Here is a 15,254-nt window from a genome sequence, read left to right as displayed (position 1 = left end):
GTCGGGACCGACCCTAGCCCCGCGACCGGGAGCCGCCTGGGGAGGACCTGGGCGTCAGCCCTGTGCCCGAGGGGCGTCAGCCCTGCGGCAGCGCCGGGGGCGGGGTGAGCACGGTCGGGTGGTCCGGCACGGAGGCGGTCATCAGCGTGCCGTCGGCGCGGCGGTTGCCCTCGATGTCGCGCACCGTCGGAGTGCCGATCAGGCGCGGTGCCGGGGCCAGCGGGACGACCACCGGTCCGGCGGCGGCGACCTCCACGCGCTCGCCCCGCACGACCAGCGTGATCGCGTCGCCCTCCTCGACGGTGAGCCGCAGCTCGGTGTGCCGCACGTCGACGCGCACCCGGACCCCGCGCACGGTCAGGCGGTAGGTGAGCCCGTCCCAGACCTCCGGCAGGCGCGGGTCGATCGACACGACGCCCTCGTGGTCGCGCATGCCGCCGAAGCCGCAGGCCAGTGCGCTCCACACCCCGCCGAGGGACGCGACGTGCACGCCGTCGGAGGTGTTGTGGTGCAGGTCGGCCAGGTCGACGTACAGCGCCGAGGTGAAGTACCGCAGCGCGAGCTCCTGGTAGCCGACCTCGGAGGCGATGATCGACTGCACCACCGCGGACAGCGTCGAGTCGCCGGTGGTCAGCGGGTCGTAGTAGTCGAAGTCGGCGAGCTTCTCCTCGAGCGTGAACTGGTCGCCCTGCAGGAACAGCGCGAGCACCACGTCGGCCTGCTTGAGCACCTGGAACCGGTAGATGACCAGCGGGTGGTAGTAGAGCAGCAGGGGGCGCTTGGACGGGTCCGTGTTGGCGAGGTCCCACAGCTCCTTCTCGAGGAACTGCGCGTCCTGCGGGTGGATGCCCAGGCGCTCGTCGTAGGGGATCGCCATGTGCTCGGCGGCCCGCGCCCACTCGTCCAGCTCGGCGGTGGTCAGGTGCAGCCGGTCGGTCAGCGCGGCGTGCGCGGCCGGGTCGTCGTGCGCGAGCCGGTCCACCGCCTCGACGGCGCCGCGCAGGTTGGCCCGGGCCATCACGTTGGTGAACAGGTTGTCGTTGACCACGGTGGTGTACTCGTCCGGGCCGGTGACGCCGTGGATGTGGAAGGACGAGTCGCCGTTGCTGCCGCGCCAGAAGCCCAGGTCGGCCCACATGCGCGCGGTCTCGACCAGGATGTCCACGGCCTCGCGGGCCAGGAAGTCGTCGTCGCCGGTGGCGGCCACGTACTGCCGCACGGCATGGGCGATGTCGGCGTCGATGTGGTACTGCGCGGTGCCGGCGGCGTAGTAGGCCGAGGCCTCCTCGCCGTTGATCGTGCGCCACGGGAACAGCGCGCCGTCCTGGTTGAGCTCCCGGGCCCGGCGGCGGGCGGCGTCCAGCATCGTGTAGCGGAACCGCAGGGCGTTCCGGGCCACCCGCGGCGAGGTGTAGGTCAGGAACGGCAGGACGTAGATCTCGGTGTCCCAGAAATAGTGGCCCGAGTAGCCGGAGCCGGTCAGGCCCTTCGCGGCGATGCCGTTGCCCTCGGCGCGGGCGGTGGCCTGGGCGATCTGGAAGAGGTTCCACCGGACGGCCTGCTGGAGGTCGGGCTGCCCGGGGATCTCCACGTCGGAGCGCGCCCAGAAGTCGTCCAGCCAGGCGCGCTGGTCGGCGTGCTGCCGCTCGACGCCGGTCTGCTGCACCCGGTCCAGGGTGCGGCGGCAGCGGTCCACCAGCTCGCGCGCGGGGATGCCGCGGCTGGTGTGGTAGGTCACGACCTTGGTGATCCGGATCGGCTGGCCCTGGCGGGCGCGCACCCGGTAGACGTGCTTGGCGAGGTCGTCCTCGACCAGGGACAGCTCCTCGACCTCGTTCTCGGTCTCGATCGTGTGGTCGGCGGCCACCGCCAGGGTCATGCCGGAGTCGGCCACCCGGTAGCCGAGCACGTAGCGCCCGTCCTTGGCCCAGTGCAGGCTCGGCTCGAGCACCCGGTCGGTCAGCTGCTCGGACTTGCGGGGGTCGAAGCCCTCGCCCATGGCGGCGGAGCGCACGTGGTACTCGTCCTGGCCGTCCTGCCGGTTGAGGATCTGGCTGGACACCACCACGGGCGCGTCGGCGTCGAGCAGGGTGACCTCGTAGGTCAGCACCGCCAGGTGCCGCTCGGTGAAGGACACCATGCGGCTCGACCGCACCTGCACCCGCTTGCCGGACGGGGTCTGCCAGACGAGCTCGCGGCGCAGCACGCCGTCGCGGAAGTCCAGGGTGCGCTCGTAGGCGTGCAGGTCGGCGACGGTGAGCAGCAGGGGCTCGTCGTCCACGTACAGCCGCAGGATCTTGGCGTCCGGCACGTTGACGATGGTCTGGCCGACGCGCGCGAAGCCGTAGGCCTCCTCGGCGTGCCGGATCGGCCAGGTCTCGTGGAAGCCGTTGACGAAGGTGCCGTGGGCGTGGCTGTCCCGGCCCTCCTCGACGTTGCCGCGCATGCCGAGGTAGCCGTTGCCGACGGCGAACAGCGTCTCGGTGCGGCCGAGGTCGCCGGCGTCGTGCCGGGTCTCGCGCAGCGCCCAGGGGTCGTGCGGGAACCGGTGCCGGTCGATCGGGTCCGGGGTGAACAGGGAGGTCGGGTTCACGGCGTGGTGCTCTCGCGGTCGTCGGGAGCGGTGGCGACCAGCTCGATCAGGTCGTCCACCACCAGGTCAGCCCCCTGCTCGAGGAGGACGGCGGCGCCCGCGCCCCGGTCCACCCCCACGACGAGCCCGAACGCCCCGGCACGGCCGGAGGCGACGCCGGACTCGGCGTCCTCGACGACGGCCGCGCGCTCGCGCGGGACGCCGAGACGGTCCGCGGCGTACAGGTACGTGGCCGGGTCCGGCTTGCCCGCGAGCCCGTGCTCGGCGGCGACCAGGCCGTCGACCACCAGGCCGAAGCGGTCGCTCAGCCCGGCGGCGGCGAGCACCGGCACGGCGTTGCGGGAGGAGGACACGACGGCGACCTGCCGGCCGGCGGCGATCAGCGCGTCCACCAGGCGCACCGAGCCCGGGTAGGGCTGCACGCCCTCGGTCTCGAGCACCTGGGTGAACACGGCGTTCTTGCGGTTGCCGAGCCCGCAGACCGTCTCGGCCTCGGGCGGGTCGGTCGGGTCGCCCCACGGCAGCTCGATGCCGCGGGAGGCGAGCAGCGAGCGCACGCCGTCGTAGCGCGGCTTGCCGTCGACGTGGGCGAAGTAGTCGGCGTCGGTGTACGGCACGGCGCCGGCCGCCTCCAGCACGGGGGTGAACAGCCGGGACCACGCGTGCATGTGCACCACGGCGGTCGGCGTCAGCACGCCGTCCAGGTCGAACAGGACGGCGTCCAGGCCGTCGAGGGTGGCGGCGGGGCGGTCGGTCGTGCGGTCCACGGGGCTGCTCCTCATCCTCGGGCGGGTGCCGGGGTCGGCGGGTGTGCGGCGGTCGGGGGCTGTGCGGGGGTCGGGGGGTGCGCGGCGGTCATGCCGTGCTCGGTGCCGCGGGCCGCCGCGGACGGGCGGATCACGAGCTCCGGTGCCAGCGCGCCGGCGGGGCGGGGGCCGCGGGTGAGCACCCCGAGCCGGTCGAGCACCTGGTCGACCAGGGTCTGCGCCACCAGTCTGACCGGCTGGCGCAGGCTCGCCAGCCCGGGGCGGGTGAGACGCGCCAGGTCGGAGTCGTCGAAGCCGGTGACCGCGACGTCGCGGCCGGGGGTGGCGCCGGCGTCGGTGACCGCCGCCAGCGCGCCCACGGCGAGGGTGTCGGAGGCGCAGACCACGGCGGTGGGCGCGTGGGCCGCGTCGGCGAGGAGCGGGGCCAGCGCGGCCTCGGCGGCGTCGGGGTCGTCGGCAGCGGCGGTGACGTCGGGCGCCGCGGGCAGACCGAGCCGGGTCAGCGCCGCACGCCAGCCGGTCCGGCGCTCGTCGCCGCCCGCGCCGTCGGCGGGCCAGCCGAGGAAGGCGATCCGGCCGTGTCCCAGGGCGACCAGGTGGTCGACGGCCAGCGCGGTGCCGGCGGCGCCGTCCATGTCCACCCAGGGGTGCCGGGCGTCCTCGTCGCCCCAGGGGCGGCCGTGCGCGACGAAGGGCACGTCGTGGGCGGTGAGCCAGCCGGGCCGCCGGTCGCCGGGGTGGGTGTCCGCCACCACCAGGGCGTCCACGGTGCGGCCGGCCAGCAGGTCGGCGTAGACGGCGATCTCCGCGTCGTCGTCGCCGTAGGGCGCGTCGAAGGCGAGGAACCGGTAGCCGTGCGGCTGCGCGGCGCGGACCAGCTCGTGCAGCAGCCGGTCCGGGTGCGAGGCGGTGCGGTGCGCGGTGGCGCCGACCCGGACGCCGATCAGGCCCGACCGGCGCGAGGACAGCGCGCGGGCGGCCTGGTCCGGGCGGTAGCCGAGGTCGTCGACCGCACGGCGCACCCGGTCCAGCGTGCCGGCGGACAGCCGGTCGGGGGCGTTCAGCGCGTTGGACACCGTCTGCCGGGACACGCCCGCGTGCGCGGCGACGTCACGGATCGTGACGCGCCGGGACGGCGGCGTGGTGGAGCGCATGGGACCTCGTGGCATCCGGGCTGGCAGCGGGGGCAGGGGGGCGCAGGTCGACGGAGCCACTGTGACCGGTCAAAACCTCAGGACAATCCTCGGGCCGTGCTGGCACTCGTGTCAAAGGCCCAGAACGAATGTGCACGAGCCGGGCAGACCGCCCGTGACCGGGGGTGCAGGGGTGCTGTGCGGGGCGCGGCGGCGTCGTTAGGGTGAGTCGCATGACGTGGTTGACGACGCCCGCGCACGCCCGCTGGCTGGAGAGCGAGACCGACCGGCTGCTCGACTTCGGGAAGGCCGCGGCGGACCCCGCGGGCGGCTTCGCCCGGCTGGACGACGTCGGTCGCCCGATGGCCGGCCCCACCGAGCTGTGGATCACCTGCCGGATGACCCACGTGTACGCCCTGGCCGACCTGATGGGCCGCCCCGGCTCCGCGCCGCTGGTGGACCACGGGCTCGCCGCGATCGACGGGCTGTTCCGGGACCGCGAGCACGGCGGCTGGTTCGCCGAGGTCGAGGCCGACGGCACCCCGCGCGACGCCACCAAGGCCGCGTACCCGCACGCCTTCGTGGTGCTGGCCACCGCGAGCGCCACCGCCGCCGGCCGCCCCGGCGCCGCCGCCCTGCTGCGCGAGGCGCTGACCGTGTCCGAGCAGCGGTTCTGGGACGACGAGGCCGGGATGGCCGTGGAGGAGTGGGACCGCACCTTCACCACCCTGGACGGCTACCGCGGCGTCAACGCCAACATGCACACCGTCGAGGCGTACCTGGCCGCCGCCGGGGTGACGGGGGAGCGGGTCTGGCTGGACCGCGCGGTGCGGGTCATCACGCGGGTGGTGCACGGGTACGCGCGGGAGAACTCCTGGCGGATCCCGGAGCACTTCGACGCGGACTGGCAGGCCGACCTGGAGTACAACGCCGACACCCCGGCGCACCCGTTCCGCCCCTACGGCGCCACGATCGGGCACTGGCTGGAGTGGGCGCGCCTGACCCTGCACGCCCGCGCCGCGCTGACCGCCGTCGGCGACGTCGCCCCGGCGTGGATGCTGGAGGACGCGACCGCGCTGTTCGACGCCTCGGTGCGCGAGGGCTGGGCGGTGGACGGCGCCCCCGGGTTCGTCTACACCGTCGACTGGTCCGGCGCGCCGGTGGTGCGCGAGCGGATGCACTGGGTGGCCGCCGAGGCCACCGCCGCGGCCGCCGCCCTGCACGCCGCCACCGGGGAGCAGCGCTTCGACGACTGGTACCGGGTGTGGTGGGACTACACCGCCGAGTTCCTGATCGACCGCGCCGGCGGCTCGTGGTGGCACGAGCTCGGCACCGACAACCGGGTGTCCCGCACCGTCTGGCAGGGCAAGGCCGACCTGTACCACGCCGTCCAGACCACCCTGATCCCGAGGCTCCCCCTCTGGCCCGCCCTCGCCCCCGCCCTGGCGCAGGGCCTGCTGGACTGAGCAGAACCCTCCCCGCGAGCCCGATCCCCACGAGGTCGGTGGTTGCGCACCAGGTCGGTGGTTCCGCACCGCGTGATCACGCGTGAACCACCGACCTCGTGCGGCACTTCCGGGCGAGGGACCCTAGAGTTCCGGCCGTGTCCCGGCTCCGGAAGCTCCTGCCGCTGTGGGCGGTCGCCGTGCTGGTGTCCGCCGGCCTGGTGCTGTCCGGGGCGCTGCCCTGGGCGGACGCGGGGGCGCTGGCGGCGCGGGTGGGGCCGGTGCTGGTGTTCGTCGCGGCGCTGACCGTGGTGGCCGAGCTGTGCGCCTCGGCGGGGCTGTTCGACGTGGCCACGGACGCGGCGGCGCGGGCGGCGGGCGGCCACCGGTGGGCGGTGTGGCTGCTGCTGGTGGCGATCGCGGTGGTGTGCACGGTGCTGCTGTCGCTGGACACCACGGCGGTGCTGCTCACCCCGCTGGCGATCACGCTGGCCCGGCGGACCGGGTCGTCCCCGCTGCTGTTCGCGCTGACCGTGGTGGCGCTGGCGAACACCGCCTCGCTGCTGCTGCCGGTGTCCAACCTGACCAACCTGCTGGCCGACCACCGGTTCGCCGCGCAGGACGCCGACTACCTGGGCCTGATGTGGGCGCCGGCGCTCGCGGCGGTCGTGGTGACCGTGGTGGTGCTGGCGGTGCGCGGGCGGACCGGGCTGCGCGGGCGGTTCACGGCGCCCTCGCGGTACGTGCCGCCGGACCGGACGCTGGTGCTGGTCACCGGGGTGACGGTCGCGGTGATGGCGGCGGGGTTCGTGGCGGGCCTGCCGGTGTGGGCGGTGGCCCTCGGCGCGGCGGCGGTGCTGCTGCTCGCGTTCGGCCTGCGACGCCGGGCGCTGCCGGGGCGGACGGGCGCACCGCTGCGCGAGCGGGCGGTGGGGCTGGTGCCGTGGCAGATGCTGCTGGTGGTGGCCGGGCTGTTCGTGGTGGTCGAGACGCTGCACGTGCGCGGGCTCGGCGACCTGCTGGTCGCGGCGGCGCCGTCGGGCGACGGCACGGGCGCGCTGCTCGGGGTCGCCGGGATCGCGGCCGGGACGGCGAACCTGATCAACAACCTGCCCGCGTACCTGGTGCTGGAGCCGGTGGCCGGTGAGGACGTGCGGCGGCTCGCTGCGGTGCTGATCGGCACCGGTGTCGGCCCGCTGCTCACCCCGTGGGCGTCGCTCGCGACGCTGCTGTGGTGGCAGCGGTGCCGGCAGGCGATGGTGCACGTGCCCGGGCGCGCGCTCCTCGCGCAGGGCGCCTGGCTGGCGCCGCTGTGCGTGGTCGCGGCCGTGCTCGCGCTGGGCTGAGGACGGGCGAGGCGGCGTGTCGTGCAGATCCGGCGCCGGGTGGGGCACGATCGGGGGATGAGCGAGCAGGACGTGCGGGTGCTGGTGGCCGAGGTCGAGCGGCAGGAGCGCGAGCTCCGGTTCGCGACCTTCACGAACGACGACGCGTGGGAGCTGGGCAGCCTGCTGGTGCGCCTGGCCGCCGAGCGGGACCTCGCGGTGACGATCGACGTGCGGCGCGGCGACCAGCAGCTGTTCCACGCCGCCCGGCCGGGCACGACGGCGGACAACGACTCGTGGATCGAGCGCAAGGTCCGCGTGGTGCGCCGGTTCGGCACCTCCTCCTACCTGCAGGGCCTGCGGGCGAAGGCCTCCGGGCGCACGTTCGCGCAGATCCACGAGCTGCCGTTGCAGGAGTACGCCGCGCACGGCGGGGCGTTCCCGGTGCACGTGGAGCAGGTCGGCGTGGTGGGCACGGTGACGGTGTCCGGGCTGCCGCAGGCGGAGGACCACGCGCTGGTCGTCGAGGCGGTGCGGCGGTTCCTCGCCGGCTGAGCGGGGCTGACGCGCGCGGGCAGCCGCACGCCGGGGATCAGGACCCGCAGGTCAGGCCGGCGGTGAGCGCGGCGAGGTTGGCGCGCATGAGGGCGAGGTAGTCCTCGTCGCCGTCGTGGCCCTCCAGCGGGTCGAGCACGGCGGTGGCGACGCCGAGGTCCTCCGCCAGCGTCGCCGTGACGCCGGGGCTGGTCAGCGCGCCGAAGAACAGGGTGCGCACACCGGTGGCGCGGACGGTCTCGGCCACCTCGCGCAGCCGCGCCGGGGAGGGCTCGACCTCGGGGTCGATGCCGGTGATGCCGACCTGCTCCAGCCCGTAGCGGTCGGCCAGGTAGCCGAAGGCCTCGTGCGAGGTGACCAGGGTCGCGCCCCGGCAGGCGGCCAGCCCCTCGGCGAGCTCGCCGTCCAGGGCCGCCAGGTCGGCGGCCAGGGCCTCGGCGCGCTCGCGGTAGTCGTCGGCGTGCGCGGGGTCGGCGTCGGCCAGGGCGTCGGCGGTGGCCTCGGCGACCGGGGCGAGCAGGGTCGGGTCCAGCCAGAAGTGCGGGTCGAGGGCGTCGTCCGGCAGCCCGGCGGCCGCGGCGGCGTCCACCGGACGGGCGGGGTCGCCGCTCGCGACGGCGTCGTCCGTGGCGGCCTGCATCCCCGCGGCGTAGACCACCACGTCGGACTCGGTGATCTGGGTGACCGCGTGCGGCGACAGCTCCAGGGCGTGCGGCTCGCCACCGGGCGGGGTGAGGTTCGTGACGTCGACCCGGTCGCCGCCGACGCGCTCGGCGACGAACTGCAGGGGGTAGAACGCCACGACGACCTGCGGGCGGTCGGCGTCCGCGGAGGTGGCGGAGCAGGCGGCGAGCAGCGGCAGACCGGCGAGGGCGACGGCCGCGACGGCGAGCGCCGGGTGGGCGGTGCGGCGGGCGCGGCGGGCGCGGCGGGTGCGGCGGTGGGGCGCGGGGGCGGGGTGCACGGGATCGGTCCTCGGGGTGGGGCGGCGGGGCAGGACCGAGCGCGCCCGGGGGAGCCGGACGCGCTCGGTCGTCTGCGCGGGTCGACTGCGCGGTTCTCTGCGCGGGGTGTCAGCCCTGGTGGGCGTCGTCCTCGTGGGCGTGCTCGTCGTGCCCGTGCTCGTCGTCCGCGTGCTCGTCGTCGTCCGCGTGGTCGTGCGCCAGGGCGGCGTGCTCCACGACGGCGCCGGACGCGCTGGTCAGCTCGTTCGGGGTGACGGTGAGCGTGGCCGACTTCCAGACCTCGCCGGTGAGGATGTCGACGGCGTGGATCTGCTGGGTGGCCGGGTCGGTCACGTAGGCGGTGCCGTCCAGCACGTGCAGCGTCGGGCGGGGCTCCTGCCAGACCTCGGACTCCTCCCACGCGTCGATCACCGGGATCGATCGGGTGACGGTGCCGGCGACCGGGTCGATCACGTGCAGGGAGCCGTCGGTGCCGAGCACCAGGGCCTCGCCGTCCTCGCCGCGCCCGAGGGAGCGGAAGGTGTAGGACGACGGCAGGTCGACCAGGCGCAGGGTGCCGGTGGTGGTGTCGATCAGCGAGACGCGGGTCGGGCGCTCCAGGTCGGCGTCGGGGTCGGACTTGTAGTCGCCGAGCACGATCGGGGAGGCCTCGCTGCCGGCCTGGTTCCCGATCCGCCCGTAGGCGTCCGGGCTGGTGACCTTGGTGATGACGCCGCCCGTGTAGACCAGGGCGCCGTCCTCGCAGCCGATCACGACGGCCTCGTCGGCGGCCACGGCCTCGCCGTGCACGCCGGGGCACACGTCGGAGGAGGCGATCTCGTCGCCGTGCTCGTCGAGCACGCGGATGCCGGTGCGGGCGTCCTGGGTGCCCTCGGAGACGACCAGGGTGCCGTCGGTCAGCTCGACCGCGACGCCGTGGTGCGCCTCGGGGGTGGTGAGCGACCGGGCCTCGGCGTCGGGCTCGGCGATCTCGGCGGAGTCGACCACGGTGATCTCGCCGGTGCCGTCGTCGAAGAGCGCGGTGCGGCCCTCGTGCACGACGACGTGGCCGGGCTTCTCCGCCGGGTAGAGCAGGTCGGTGAGCACCGGGTCGGCGGTGTACGCGTGGGAGTGGTCGCCGTGCGGCTCGGACCAGGTGCCGACGTCGAGCACCTGGAAGCCGCCGGTGGTGGAGACCATCACGTGCCGGCCGTCGCCGGCGGCGTTCAGCCGGTTGAAGCCGGCGAGCTCGATGTCCTCGACGACCTCGAGGGTGGTGGCGTCGAGCACCTGGATGCCGCCGTCATAGGTGAGCACGAGGCGCGGGGTGGCGGTGGCGACCTCGGTGGCGACCGGCGCGGCGGTGGTCTCGGTCGGGGTGCTGCTCGCGGTGCCGGCGTCGTCGGTGCTGCCGCAGGCGGCGAGCAGGGTCAGGGTCAGGCCGAGGCCGGCCCATGCGGGTGCCGCGAGGGCGGGGCGGGTGGTGCGGGTGGCGGTCATGGTGGCGGGCGTCCGGGCGCAGGGGTGCCCCGGGCGCCGTCTCCTCTCCGTGCTGGGGATGATCGGCGGTCCGCACGCTAGCACGTAACGACACTCGTTCTCATTTTCGGCACAGTGCGCGCCGAGGAACGGCGCGGGCGCAGGGTCGACCGGGATCGCCGCCGGGGCCGACGTAGGGTCGTGCCCGGGCCGTCCACGCGGGACGGCGGAGCGGAGGTCGCGCGTGGAGATCCTCATGATCGGGGTCCTCGGGGCGCTCGCGGTCGTGCTGGTCACCGCCCTGGCGCCGAAGGTGGGGGTCGCCGCACCCCTGCTGCTGGTCGCCCTGGGCGTGCTGGTCAGCCTGGTCCCGGCGGTGCCGGCGGTGGAGATCGAGCCGGAGTGGATCCTGGCCGGGGTGCTGCCACCGCTGCTGTACGCGACCTCGGTGTCGATGCCGACGATGGACTTCCGACGGGACCTCACCGCGATCAGCGGGCTGTCGGTGTTCCTGGTGGCCGGCACGTCGGTGGCGCTCGGCGCGCTGCTGTCCTGGCTGATCCCGGACATCGGCCTGGCCACCGGCATCGCCCTCGGCGCGATCCTCAGCCCCACCGACGCGGTCGCGACCTCCATCGTGCGCCGCTCCGGCGTGAGCCCGCGCCTGGTCACGGTGCTGGAGGGCGAGAGCCTGCTGAACGACGCCTCCGCGCTGGTGCTGCTGCGCTCTGCCATCGCCGCCACCGCCGCCTCGGTGTCGCTCTGGGAGGTCGCCGGGGACTTCGTCTACGCGGTGGTGGTGGCCGTCGCGATCGGCGCGGTGGTCGGCAAGACCAGCCTGGTCGTGCGCTCGCGGCTGCGCGACCCGCACCTGACCACGGCCGTGTCGTTCATCGTGCCCTTCGTCGCGTACCTGCCCACCGAGCACCTCGGGGCGTCCGGGCTGGTGGCGACGGTGGCGGCGGGGCTGGTCGCCGGCTCCGGCAGCGCCCGGCTGCGCCCGCAGGACCGGATCGCCGAGGCCGCCAACTGGCGCACCCTGGAGCTGCTGCTCGAGGGTGCGGTCTTCCTGGTGATGGGCCTCGAGCTGTACGGCCTGGTGGTCGAGGTGCAGGACGAGGGCGGCAGCCTGCTGCTGGCCGTCGGGCTCGCCGCGCTGTCCGCGCTGGTGGTGCTCGCGGTGCGCACCGGCTACGTCGCGTTCCTGCTGACCACCCTGCGTCGTCGCGCGCGGCGCGGACTGACCGCGCGCGGGTTCCTCACGGCCATGGGGGAGCGGGCGGACGGCATCGCCTCGCTGACTCGCGAGGACCTCGCCGCGCTGCGGCTGCCCGGGCGACCGCCTTCCGCGGACCGGGTGCTCGGCACCGAGGCGGTGCCGGCGCAGGGGCCGACGGCCGGCGGGGTCGAGATCGTGAGCGCCGACGTCGGTCCGGCCGCGCGTGACGCCGCCCGCCAGGGGCTGCCGGTCCGCGACCCCGGGGCGCGCGGCGCGGGGCGGACGGGGCGGGGCGGCCGGCCGCCGGGCGACCCCACCACCCGCATGCAGCAGCTCCGGGCGCGGATCACCCGCCGGGTGGCCGACATCGACTACCTCCAGGCCGAGGCGATGGGCCCGCGCGAGGGGGCGGTGCTGGTCTGGGCGGGGATGCGCGGCGTCGTCACGCTCGCCGCCGCGCAGTCGCTGCCGGCCGACACCCCGCAGCGGGCGCTGCTGGTGCTGATCGCGTTCTTCGTCGCCGCCGGGACGCTGCTCGTGCAGGGCGGGACCCTCGGCTGGCTGGTGCGCCGGCTCGGCCTCGGGCGCGACCCGCAGGACGGCCACGAGGAGATCGACCGGCTCACCGCGCAGCTGGTCACGGTCGCGAAGGAGGCGATGCTGTCGGACGAGCTGCGCCGCCCCGACGGCCAGCCCTACGACCCGCAGGTGCTCGCCCGGGTGCGCAAGGTGACCGAGCAGCGCAGCCGCGAGCAGCAGGACCAGGACGGCCCCGCCGGGGTCGCGCCGGACGTCGACCCGGTGAGCACCCAGGCGCAGTTCTTCGACCTGCGGCTCGCCATGCTGGACGCCCAGCGGGCCGAGCTGCTGCGGATCCGCGACCTCGGCACGGCGTCCTCCGCGGCGCTGACCGCGGTGCTCGCCGCCCTCGACGCCGACCAGATCAGCCTGGAGATGCGCGCCCGGCCCTGAGCGCGGCGGCGCAGGGCCGGGCGCACGAGGGTCGGGCGAGCGAGGGCCCGGCTCGCGAGGGCAGGGATCGCTAGGGCAGGGATCGCTAGGGCAGAGGGCCGCCGCGGGCGTCGAGCATGTCGCGCAGGGCGACGAGCTCGCGCTCCTGGGCGGTGACGATGCCCCGGGCCAGCGCGCGCACCTGCGGTTGGCGGGCGTTGTCGACGGCGTGCTCGGCCATCTCCACCCCGCCGACGTGGTGCGGGATCATCAGCTCGAGGAACAGCCGGTCGGCGTCCGACCCCGTGGCGTCGCGCAGGCGGGCCATGTCCTCCCGGGTCACCCAGCCGGGCATGGCGGCGTAGCCGCTGGCACGGGCAGCGGCGTCGCCGGTGGTTCCCGTCGTCGCGGACCCCGAGCCGTGCCCGTGCTCACCGGTGCGCATCCACGCCATCGGCTCGGCGGTGGTGGCGGCGGGCAGCCCCCACGTGGACAGCCAGCCGGCCATCTGCCCGATCTGGTTCTGCTGCGTGAGCAGGATGTCCAGCGCGACGGTCCGCACCTCCTCGTCGGTGCTGCGGTCGCGCACGAGCACGGCGAGCTCGACGGCCTGGGCGTGGTGCGCCTGCATGTCGCGGGCGAAGCCGGCGTCCACCGAGCCCTCGGCGGCGACGGTCTGCGGCGGCTGCCGGACCAGCACCGCGCCGACCAGTGCGCCGACGACCACCGCGGCGACGATCCCGAGGGCCACCACGACGCGGCGAGCGCCGGCCGGGCGGGCCCCGGGGTCGATCGGCTCGGGCAGGCCGTCCGCCGGGTCGGTCGTCGGGTCGCCCGCCGGGTCGGTCGGCGCGGTCGTCGGCTCGGTCACGCCGGCACGCCGACGCCGTTGGAGCAGGGCGCCCCGGCCTCGGCGAGCTCGTCGTTCAGCAGGTACTTCTGCACGAAGATCGGCAGGCGCTCGTCGTCGGCGGAGTCGAGCGCGAGCTGGTAGCCCCAGGCGGTGACGGTGATCGGGGAGTCCATGCCCTCGTACGGGCTGACCAGCACGTAGGAGTTCCGGTCGGCGAGCGCGGTGAGCGTCGCGATCTGGTCGGCGGGCAGGCTCGGGTCGTAGGTGATCCAGATCGCGCCGTGCTCCAGGGAGTGCACCGCGTTCTCGTTCGGCACGGGCTCGGTGTACACGCCGCAGTTCAGCCACGCCGGGTTGTGCTCGCCGCCGGCGGGCGGGGTCTGCGGGTACTCGACCGTGGTGCTGACGTGGTTGAAGGACAGCCCGTCGATCTGCTGCACGCCGGAGATCTCCGCGCCGGCCTGCGCCTCCAGGGCGGCCTTGTCCCGGCCGGCGCCCGCGATGACGACGGCGGCCACCGCGATCAGGGCGACGACGAGGGTGCCGGCGACGCCGGAGATGACGAGGGTGCGGCGGCGCTCCTTCTTCTGCTGGGCGGCGCGGACGGCGGCGAGGCGGGCCTGGCGCTCGGCCGCCGGGTTCCGGCGGTTGCTCATGGCGGGTCTCCTGTCGATCGTGCCGGCAGCCCGCCGGGCATCGGGAGGTCGAGAGTATGTGAAAGATCAACTATCAGCCAGGACGGAGAGTTCCCCGATCTGTACGCCGGTGCGCCACGAACGGGTGAAGATCGGCGAGGATGTGCCGATGGGAACGGGTATGAGCGCGCTGGACGAGGACCGCCGGATCGAGGCGCTGCACCGGCTGGGGGTGCTCGACGCGCCCGCCGAGGAGCGGTTCGACCGGGTGGTGCGGCTCGCCCGCCAGCTGTTCGACGTGCCGACCGCGCTGGTCTCGCTGGTGGACCGCGACCGGGTGGTGCATCTGGCCCGCGAGGGCTTCGACGAGCGGGTGGTGCGCGCCGACGAGTCGTTCTGCTCGCACGCCGTGCAGCAGGACGGCACCTTCGTCGTCGAGGACGCGACGCTCGACGCCCGCTTCGTCGACAACCCCTACGTCATGCAGCCGAACGGCGTGCGGTTCTACGCCGGGCAGCCGCTGATCGCCCCCGGCGGGCACCGGGTGGGCACGCTGTGCATCGCCGACACCCGCCCCCGGCACTTCACCGACGAGCAGGCCGCGCTGCTGCGCGACCTCGCGCAGTGGGTGCAGAAGGAGCTGGTGATCGACTCCGAGATGGAGCGTGCCGCGCAGGTGCAGGCCGGCCTGCTGCCGCACGGCGTGCCGGACGTGCCGGGCTACCAGGTGGTCGGCGCCTGCCTGCCCAGCAGGTCGGTCGGCGGCGACTTCTACGACTGGGCGGTCACCCGGGACGGCGGGCTGGTGCTCAGCCTGGTCGACGTGATGGGCAAGGGTGCCGGCGCCGCGATCATGGCCGCCTCGGTGCGTGCCGTGCTGCGCGGGTCGGCGCAGGGGCAGGACGTGGCGCGCTCGCTGCTGTACGCGGGGGCGATCCTGCACGCGGACCTGTCCGGCGCCGGGGTGTTCGCCACCGCGTTCCACGCCGCGCTCGACCCCGCCACCGGCGTGGTCACCTACGCCGACGCGGGGCACGGGCTGACGGTCGTGGTGCGGGCGGACGGCACCGCCGCACGGCTGCCCGCGCTCGGCCTGCCGCTGGGCGTGCTGGACGAGCCGGAGCGGGCGCAGGGATCGGTGACGCTGGCCCCCGGCGACGTGCTGGTCACCTTCAGCGACGGGGTGCTCGACCTGACCGGCGGCACCTCCGAGCGTGCGGTGGAGCGGGTGGAGGAGATCACCCGGGCCGCGGGCTCCGCGCAGGAGGTCGTGGACGGGGTGCTGCGGCTGTCGCTCGGCGCCGCCGACCGTCCGGACGACCTCACCGTGGTCGCGGTGCGCCGGGACGGCTGAC

General features: G+C 75.2%; 12 protein-coding genes. 5 read left to right on the top strand and 7 right to left on the bottom strand.

Translation table 11 applies throughout. From position 1 onward, the window contains the following. Nucleotides 1-76: 76 nt before the first annotated feature. The 3 genes from ACZ5HG_RS14220 to ACZ5HG_RS14210 are packed head-to-tail and all read right to left on the bottom strand — an operon-like array spanning nucleotide 77 to nucleotide 4,514. The gene (locus ACZ5HG_RS14220; RefSeq protein WP_464177391.1) at nucleotides 77-2,593 is read right to left on the bottom strand and encodes a glycoside hydrolase family 65 protein; all 2,517 of its coding nucleotides are present in this window, start codon (nucleotides 2,591-2,593) and stop codon (nucleotides 77-79) included. Continuing rightward, the gene (locus tag ACZ5HG_RS14215; protein ID WP_464177389.1) at nucleotides 2,590-3,375 is read right to left on the bottom strand and encodes an HAD family hydrolase; all 786 of its coding nucleotides are present in this window, start codon (nucleotides 3,373-3,375) and stop codon (nucleotides 2,590-2,592) included. Before ACZ5HG_RS14215 ends, ACZ5HG_RS14220 begins: the two co-directional genes overlap by 4 nt. Further along, complete coding sequence (locus ACZ5HG_RS14210; RefSeq protein WP_464177387.1) at nucleotides 3,372-4,514, bottom strand: LacI family DNA-binding transcriptional regulator; 1,143 nt, start codon at nucleotides 4,512-4,514, stop codon at nucleotides 3,372-3,374. Before ACZ5HG_RS14210 ends, ACZ5HG_RS14215 begins: the two co-directional genes overlap by 4 nt. A gap of 212 nt (nucleotides 4,515-4,726) precedes the next feature. On the opposite strand from ACZ5HG_RS14210, the gene ACZ5HG_RS14205 reads away from it, so the two are divergent. The 3 genes from ACZ5HG_RS14205 to ACZ5HG_RS14195 all read left to right on the top strand — a co-directional run bounded on the left by ACZ5HG_RS14205 (nucleotide 4,727) and on the right by ACZ5HG_RS14195 (nucleotide 7,818). Next, the gene (locus tag ACZ5HG_RS14205; RefSeq protein WP_464177384.1) at nucleotides 4,727-5,959 is read left to right on the top strand and encodes an AGE family epimerase/isomerase; all 1,233 of its coding nucleotides are present in this window, start codon (nucleotides 4,727-4,729) and stop codon (nucleotides 5,957-5,959) included. A 137-nt stretch (nucleotides 5,960-6,096) separates the two neighbouring features. Next, a complete protein-coding gene (locus ACZ5HG_RS14200) occupies nucleotides 6,097-7,284 on the top strand; it encodes an SLC13 family permease (protein ID WP_464177382.1) in 1,188 nt (395 codons plus the stop codon). Nucleotides 7,285-7,341: 57 nt separating this feature from the next. Then, the gene (locus tag ACZ5HG_RS14195; RefSeq protein WP_464177380.1) at nucleotides 7,342-7,818 is read left to right on the top strand and encodes a heme-degrading domain-containing protein; all 477 of its coding nucleotides are present in this window, start codon (nucleotides 7,342-7,344) and stop codon (nucleotides 7,816-7,818) included. A gap of 37 nt (nucleotides 7,819-7,855) precedes the next feature. Here the strand turns inward: ACZ5HG_RS14195 and ACZ5HG_RS14190 are convergent, their stop codons facing one another. Both ACZ5HG_RS14190 and aztD read right to left on the bottom strand, forming a co-directional pair. After that, complete coding sequence (locus tag ACZ5HG_RS14190; RefSeq protein WP_464177378.1) at nucleotides 7,856-8,782, bottom strand: metal ABC transporter substrate-binding protein; 927 nt, start codon at nucleotides 8,780-8,782, stop codon at nucleotides 7,856-7,858. 109 nt (nucleotides 8,783-8,891) lie between these two features. Further along, nucleotides 8,892-10,262 carry a zinc metallochaperone AztD gene (aztD, locus tag ACZ5HG_RS14185; protein WP_464177376.1) on the bottom strand — a complete coding sequence of 457 codons (1,371 nt, stop codon included), beginning with the start codon at nucleotides 10,260-10,262 and terminating at the stop codon, nucleotides 8,892-8,894. A gap of 223 nt (nucleotides 10,263-10,485) precedes the next feature. Between aztD and ACZ5HG_RS14180 the strand changes: the two genes are divergently transcribed. Next, nucleotides 10,486-12,432 (top strand): cation:proton antiporter, encoded by a 1,947-nt coding sequence (locus ACZ5HG_RS14180; protein ID WP_464177374.1) that lies wholly within the window; start codon nucleotides 10,486-10,488, stop codon nucleotides 12,430-12,432. 85 nt (nucleotides 12,433-12,517) lie between these two features. On the opposite strand, the gene ACZ5HG_RS14175 is transcribed toward ACZ5HG_RS14180, so the two are convergent. After that, the gene (locus ACZ5HG_RS14175) at nucleotides 12,518-13,282 is read right to left on the bottom strand and encodes a DUF305 domain-containing protein (protein ID WP_464177372.1); all 765 of its coding nucleotides are present in this window, start codon (nucleotides 13,280-13,282) and stop codon (nucleotides 12,518-12,520) included. Beyond that, nucleotides 13,279-13,920, bottom strand: a complete 642-nt coding sequence (locus tag ACZ5HG_RS14170; RefSeq protein WP_464177370.1) for a DUF3105 domain-containing protein — start codon at nucleotides 13,918-13,920, stop codon at nucleotides 13,279-13,281. The genes ACZ5HG_RS14175 and ACZ5HG_RS14170 overlap by 4 nt, the downstream gene beginning before the upstream one ends. Before the next feature lie 148 nt (nucleotides 13,921-14,068). Here ACZ5HG_RS14170 and ACZ5HG_RS14165 point away from each other — a divergent pair, with 148 nt between their 5' ends. Beyond that, nucleotides 14,069-15,253 (top strand): PP2C family protein-serine/threonine phosphatase, encoded by a 1,185-nt coding sequence (locus ACZ5HG_RS14165; RefSeq protein WP_464177368.1) that lies wholly within the window; start codon nucleotides 14,069-14,071, stop codon nucleotides 15,251-15,253. The last annotated feature ends 1 nt before the right edge of the window (nucleotide 15,254 follow it).

This window comes from Cellulomonas sp. GTC20042 (genome assembly GCF_055389595.1).
Note: the sequence above shows the minus strand (reverse complement) of the source record. Positions and strands in the feature narration are given on the sequence as shown.

Coding starts and splice junctions, on each gene's coding strand:
- ACZ5HG_RS14170 (WP_464177370.1), bottom strand. CDS start 13,920: ATGAGCAACCGCCGGAACCCGGCGGCCGAGCGCCAGGCCCGCCTCGCC.
- aztD (WP_464177376.1), bottom strand. CDS start 10,262: ATGACCGCCACCCGCACCACCCGCCCCGCCCTCGCGGCACCCGCATGG.
- ACZ5HG_RS14205 (WP_464177384.1), top strand. CDS start 4,727: ATGACGTGGTTGACGACGCCCGCGCACGCCCGCTGGCTGGAGAGCGAG.
- ACZ5HG_RS14195 (WP_464177380.1), top strand. CDS start 7,342: ATGAGCGAGCAGGACGTGCGGGTGCTGGTGGCCGAGGTCGAGCGGCAG.
- ACZ5HG_RS14215 (WP_464177389.1), bottom strand. CDS start 3,375: ATGAGGAGCAGCCCCGTGGACCGCACGACCGACCGCCCCGCCGCCACC.
- ACZ5HG_RS14165 (WP_464177368.1), top strand. CDS start 14,069: ATGGGAACGGGTATGAGCGCGCTGGACGAGGACCGCCGGATCGAGGCG.
- ACZ5HG_RS14210 (WP_464177387.1), bottom strand. CDS start 4,514: ATGCGCTCCACCACGCCGCCGTCCCGGCGCGTCACGATCCGTGACGTC.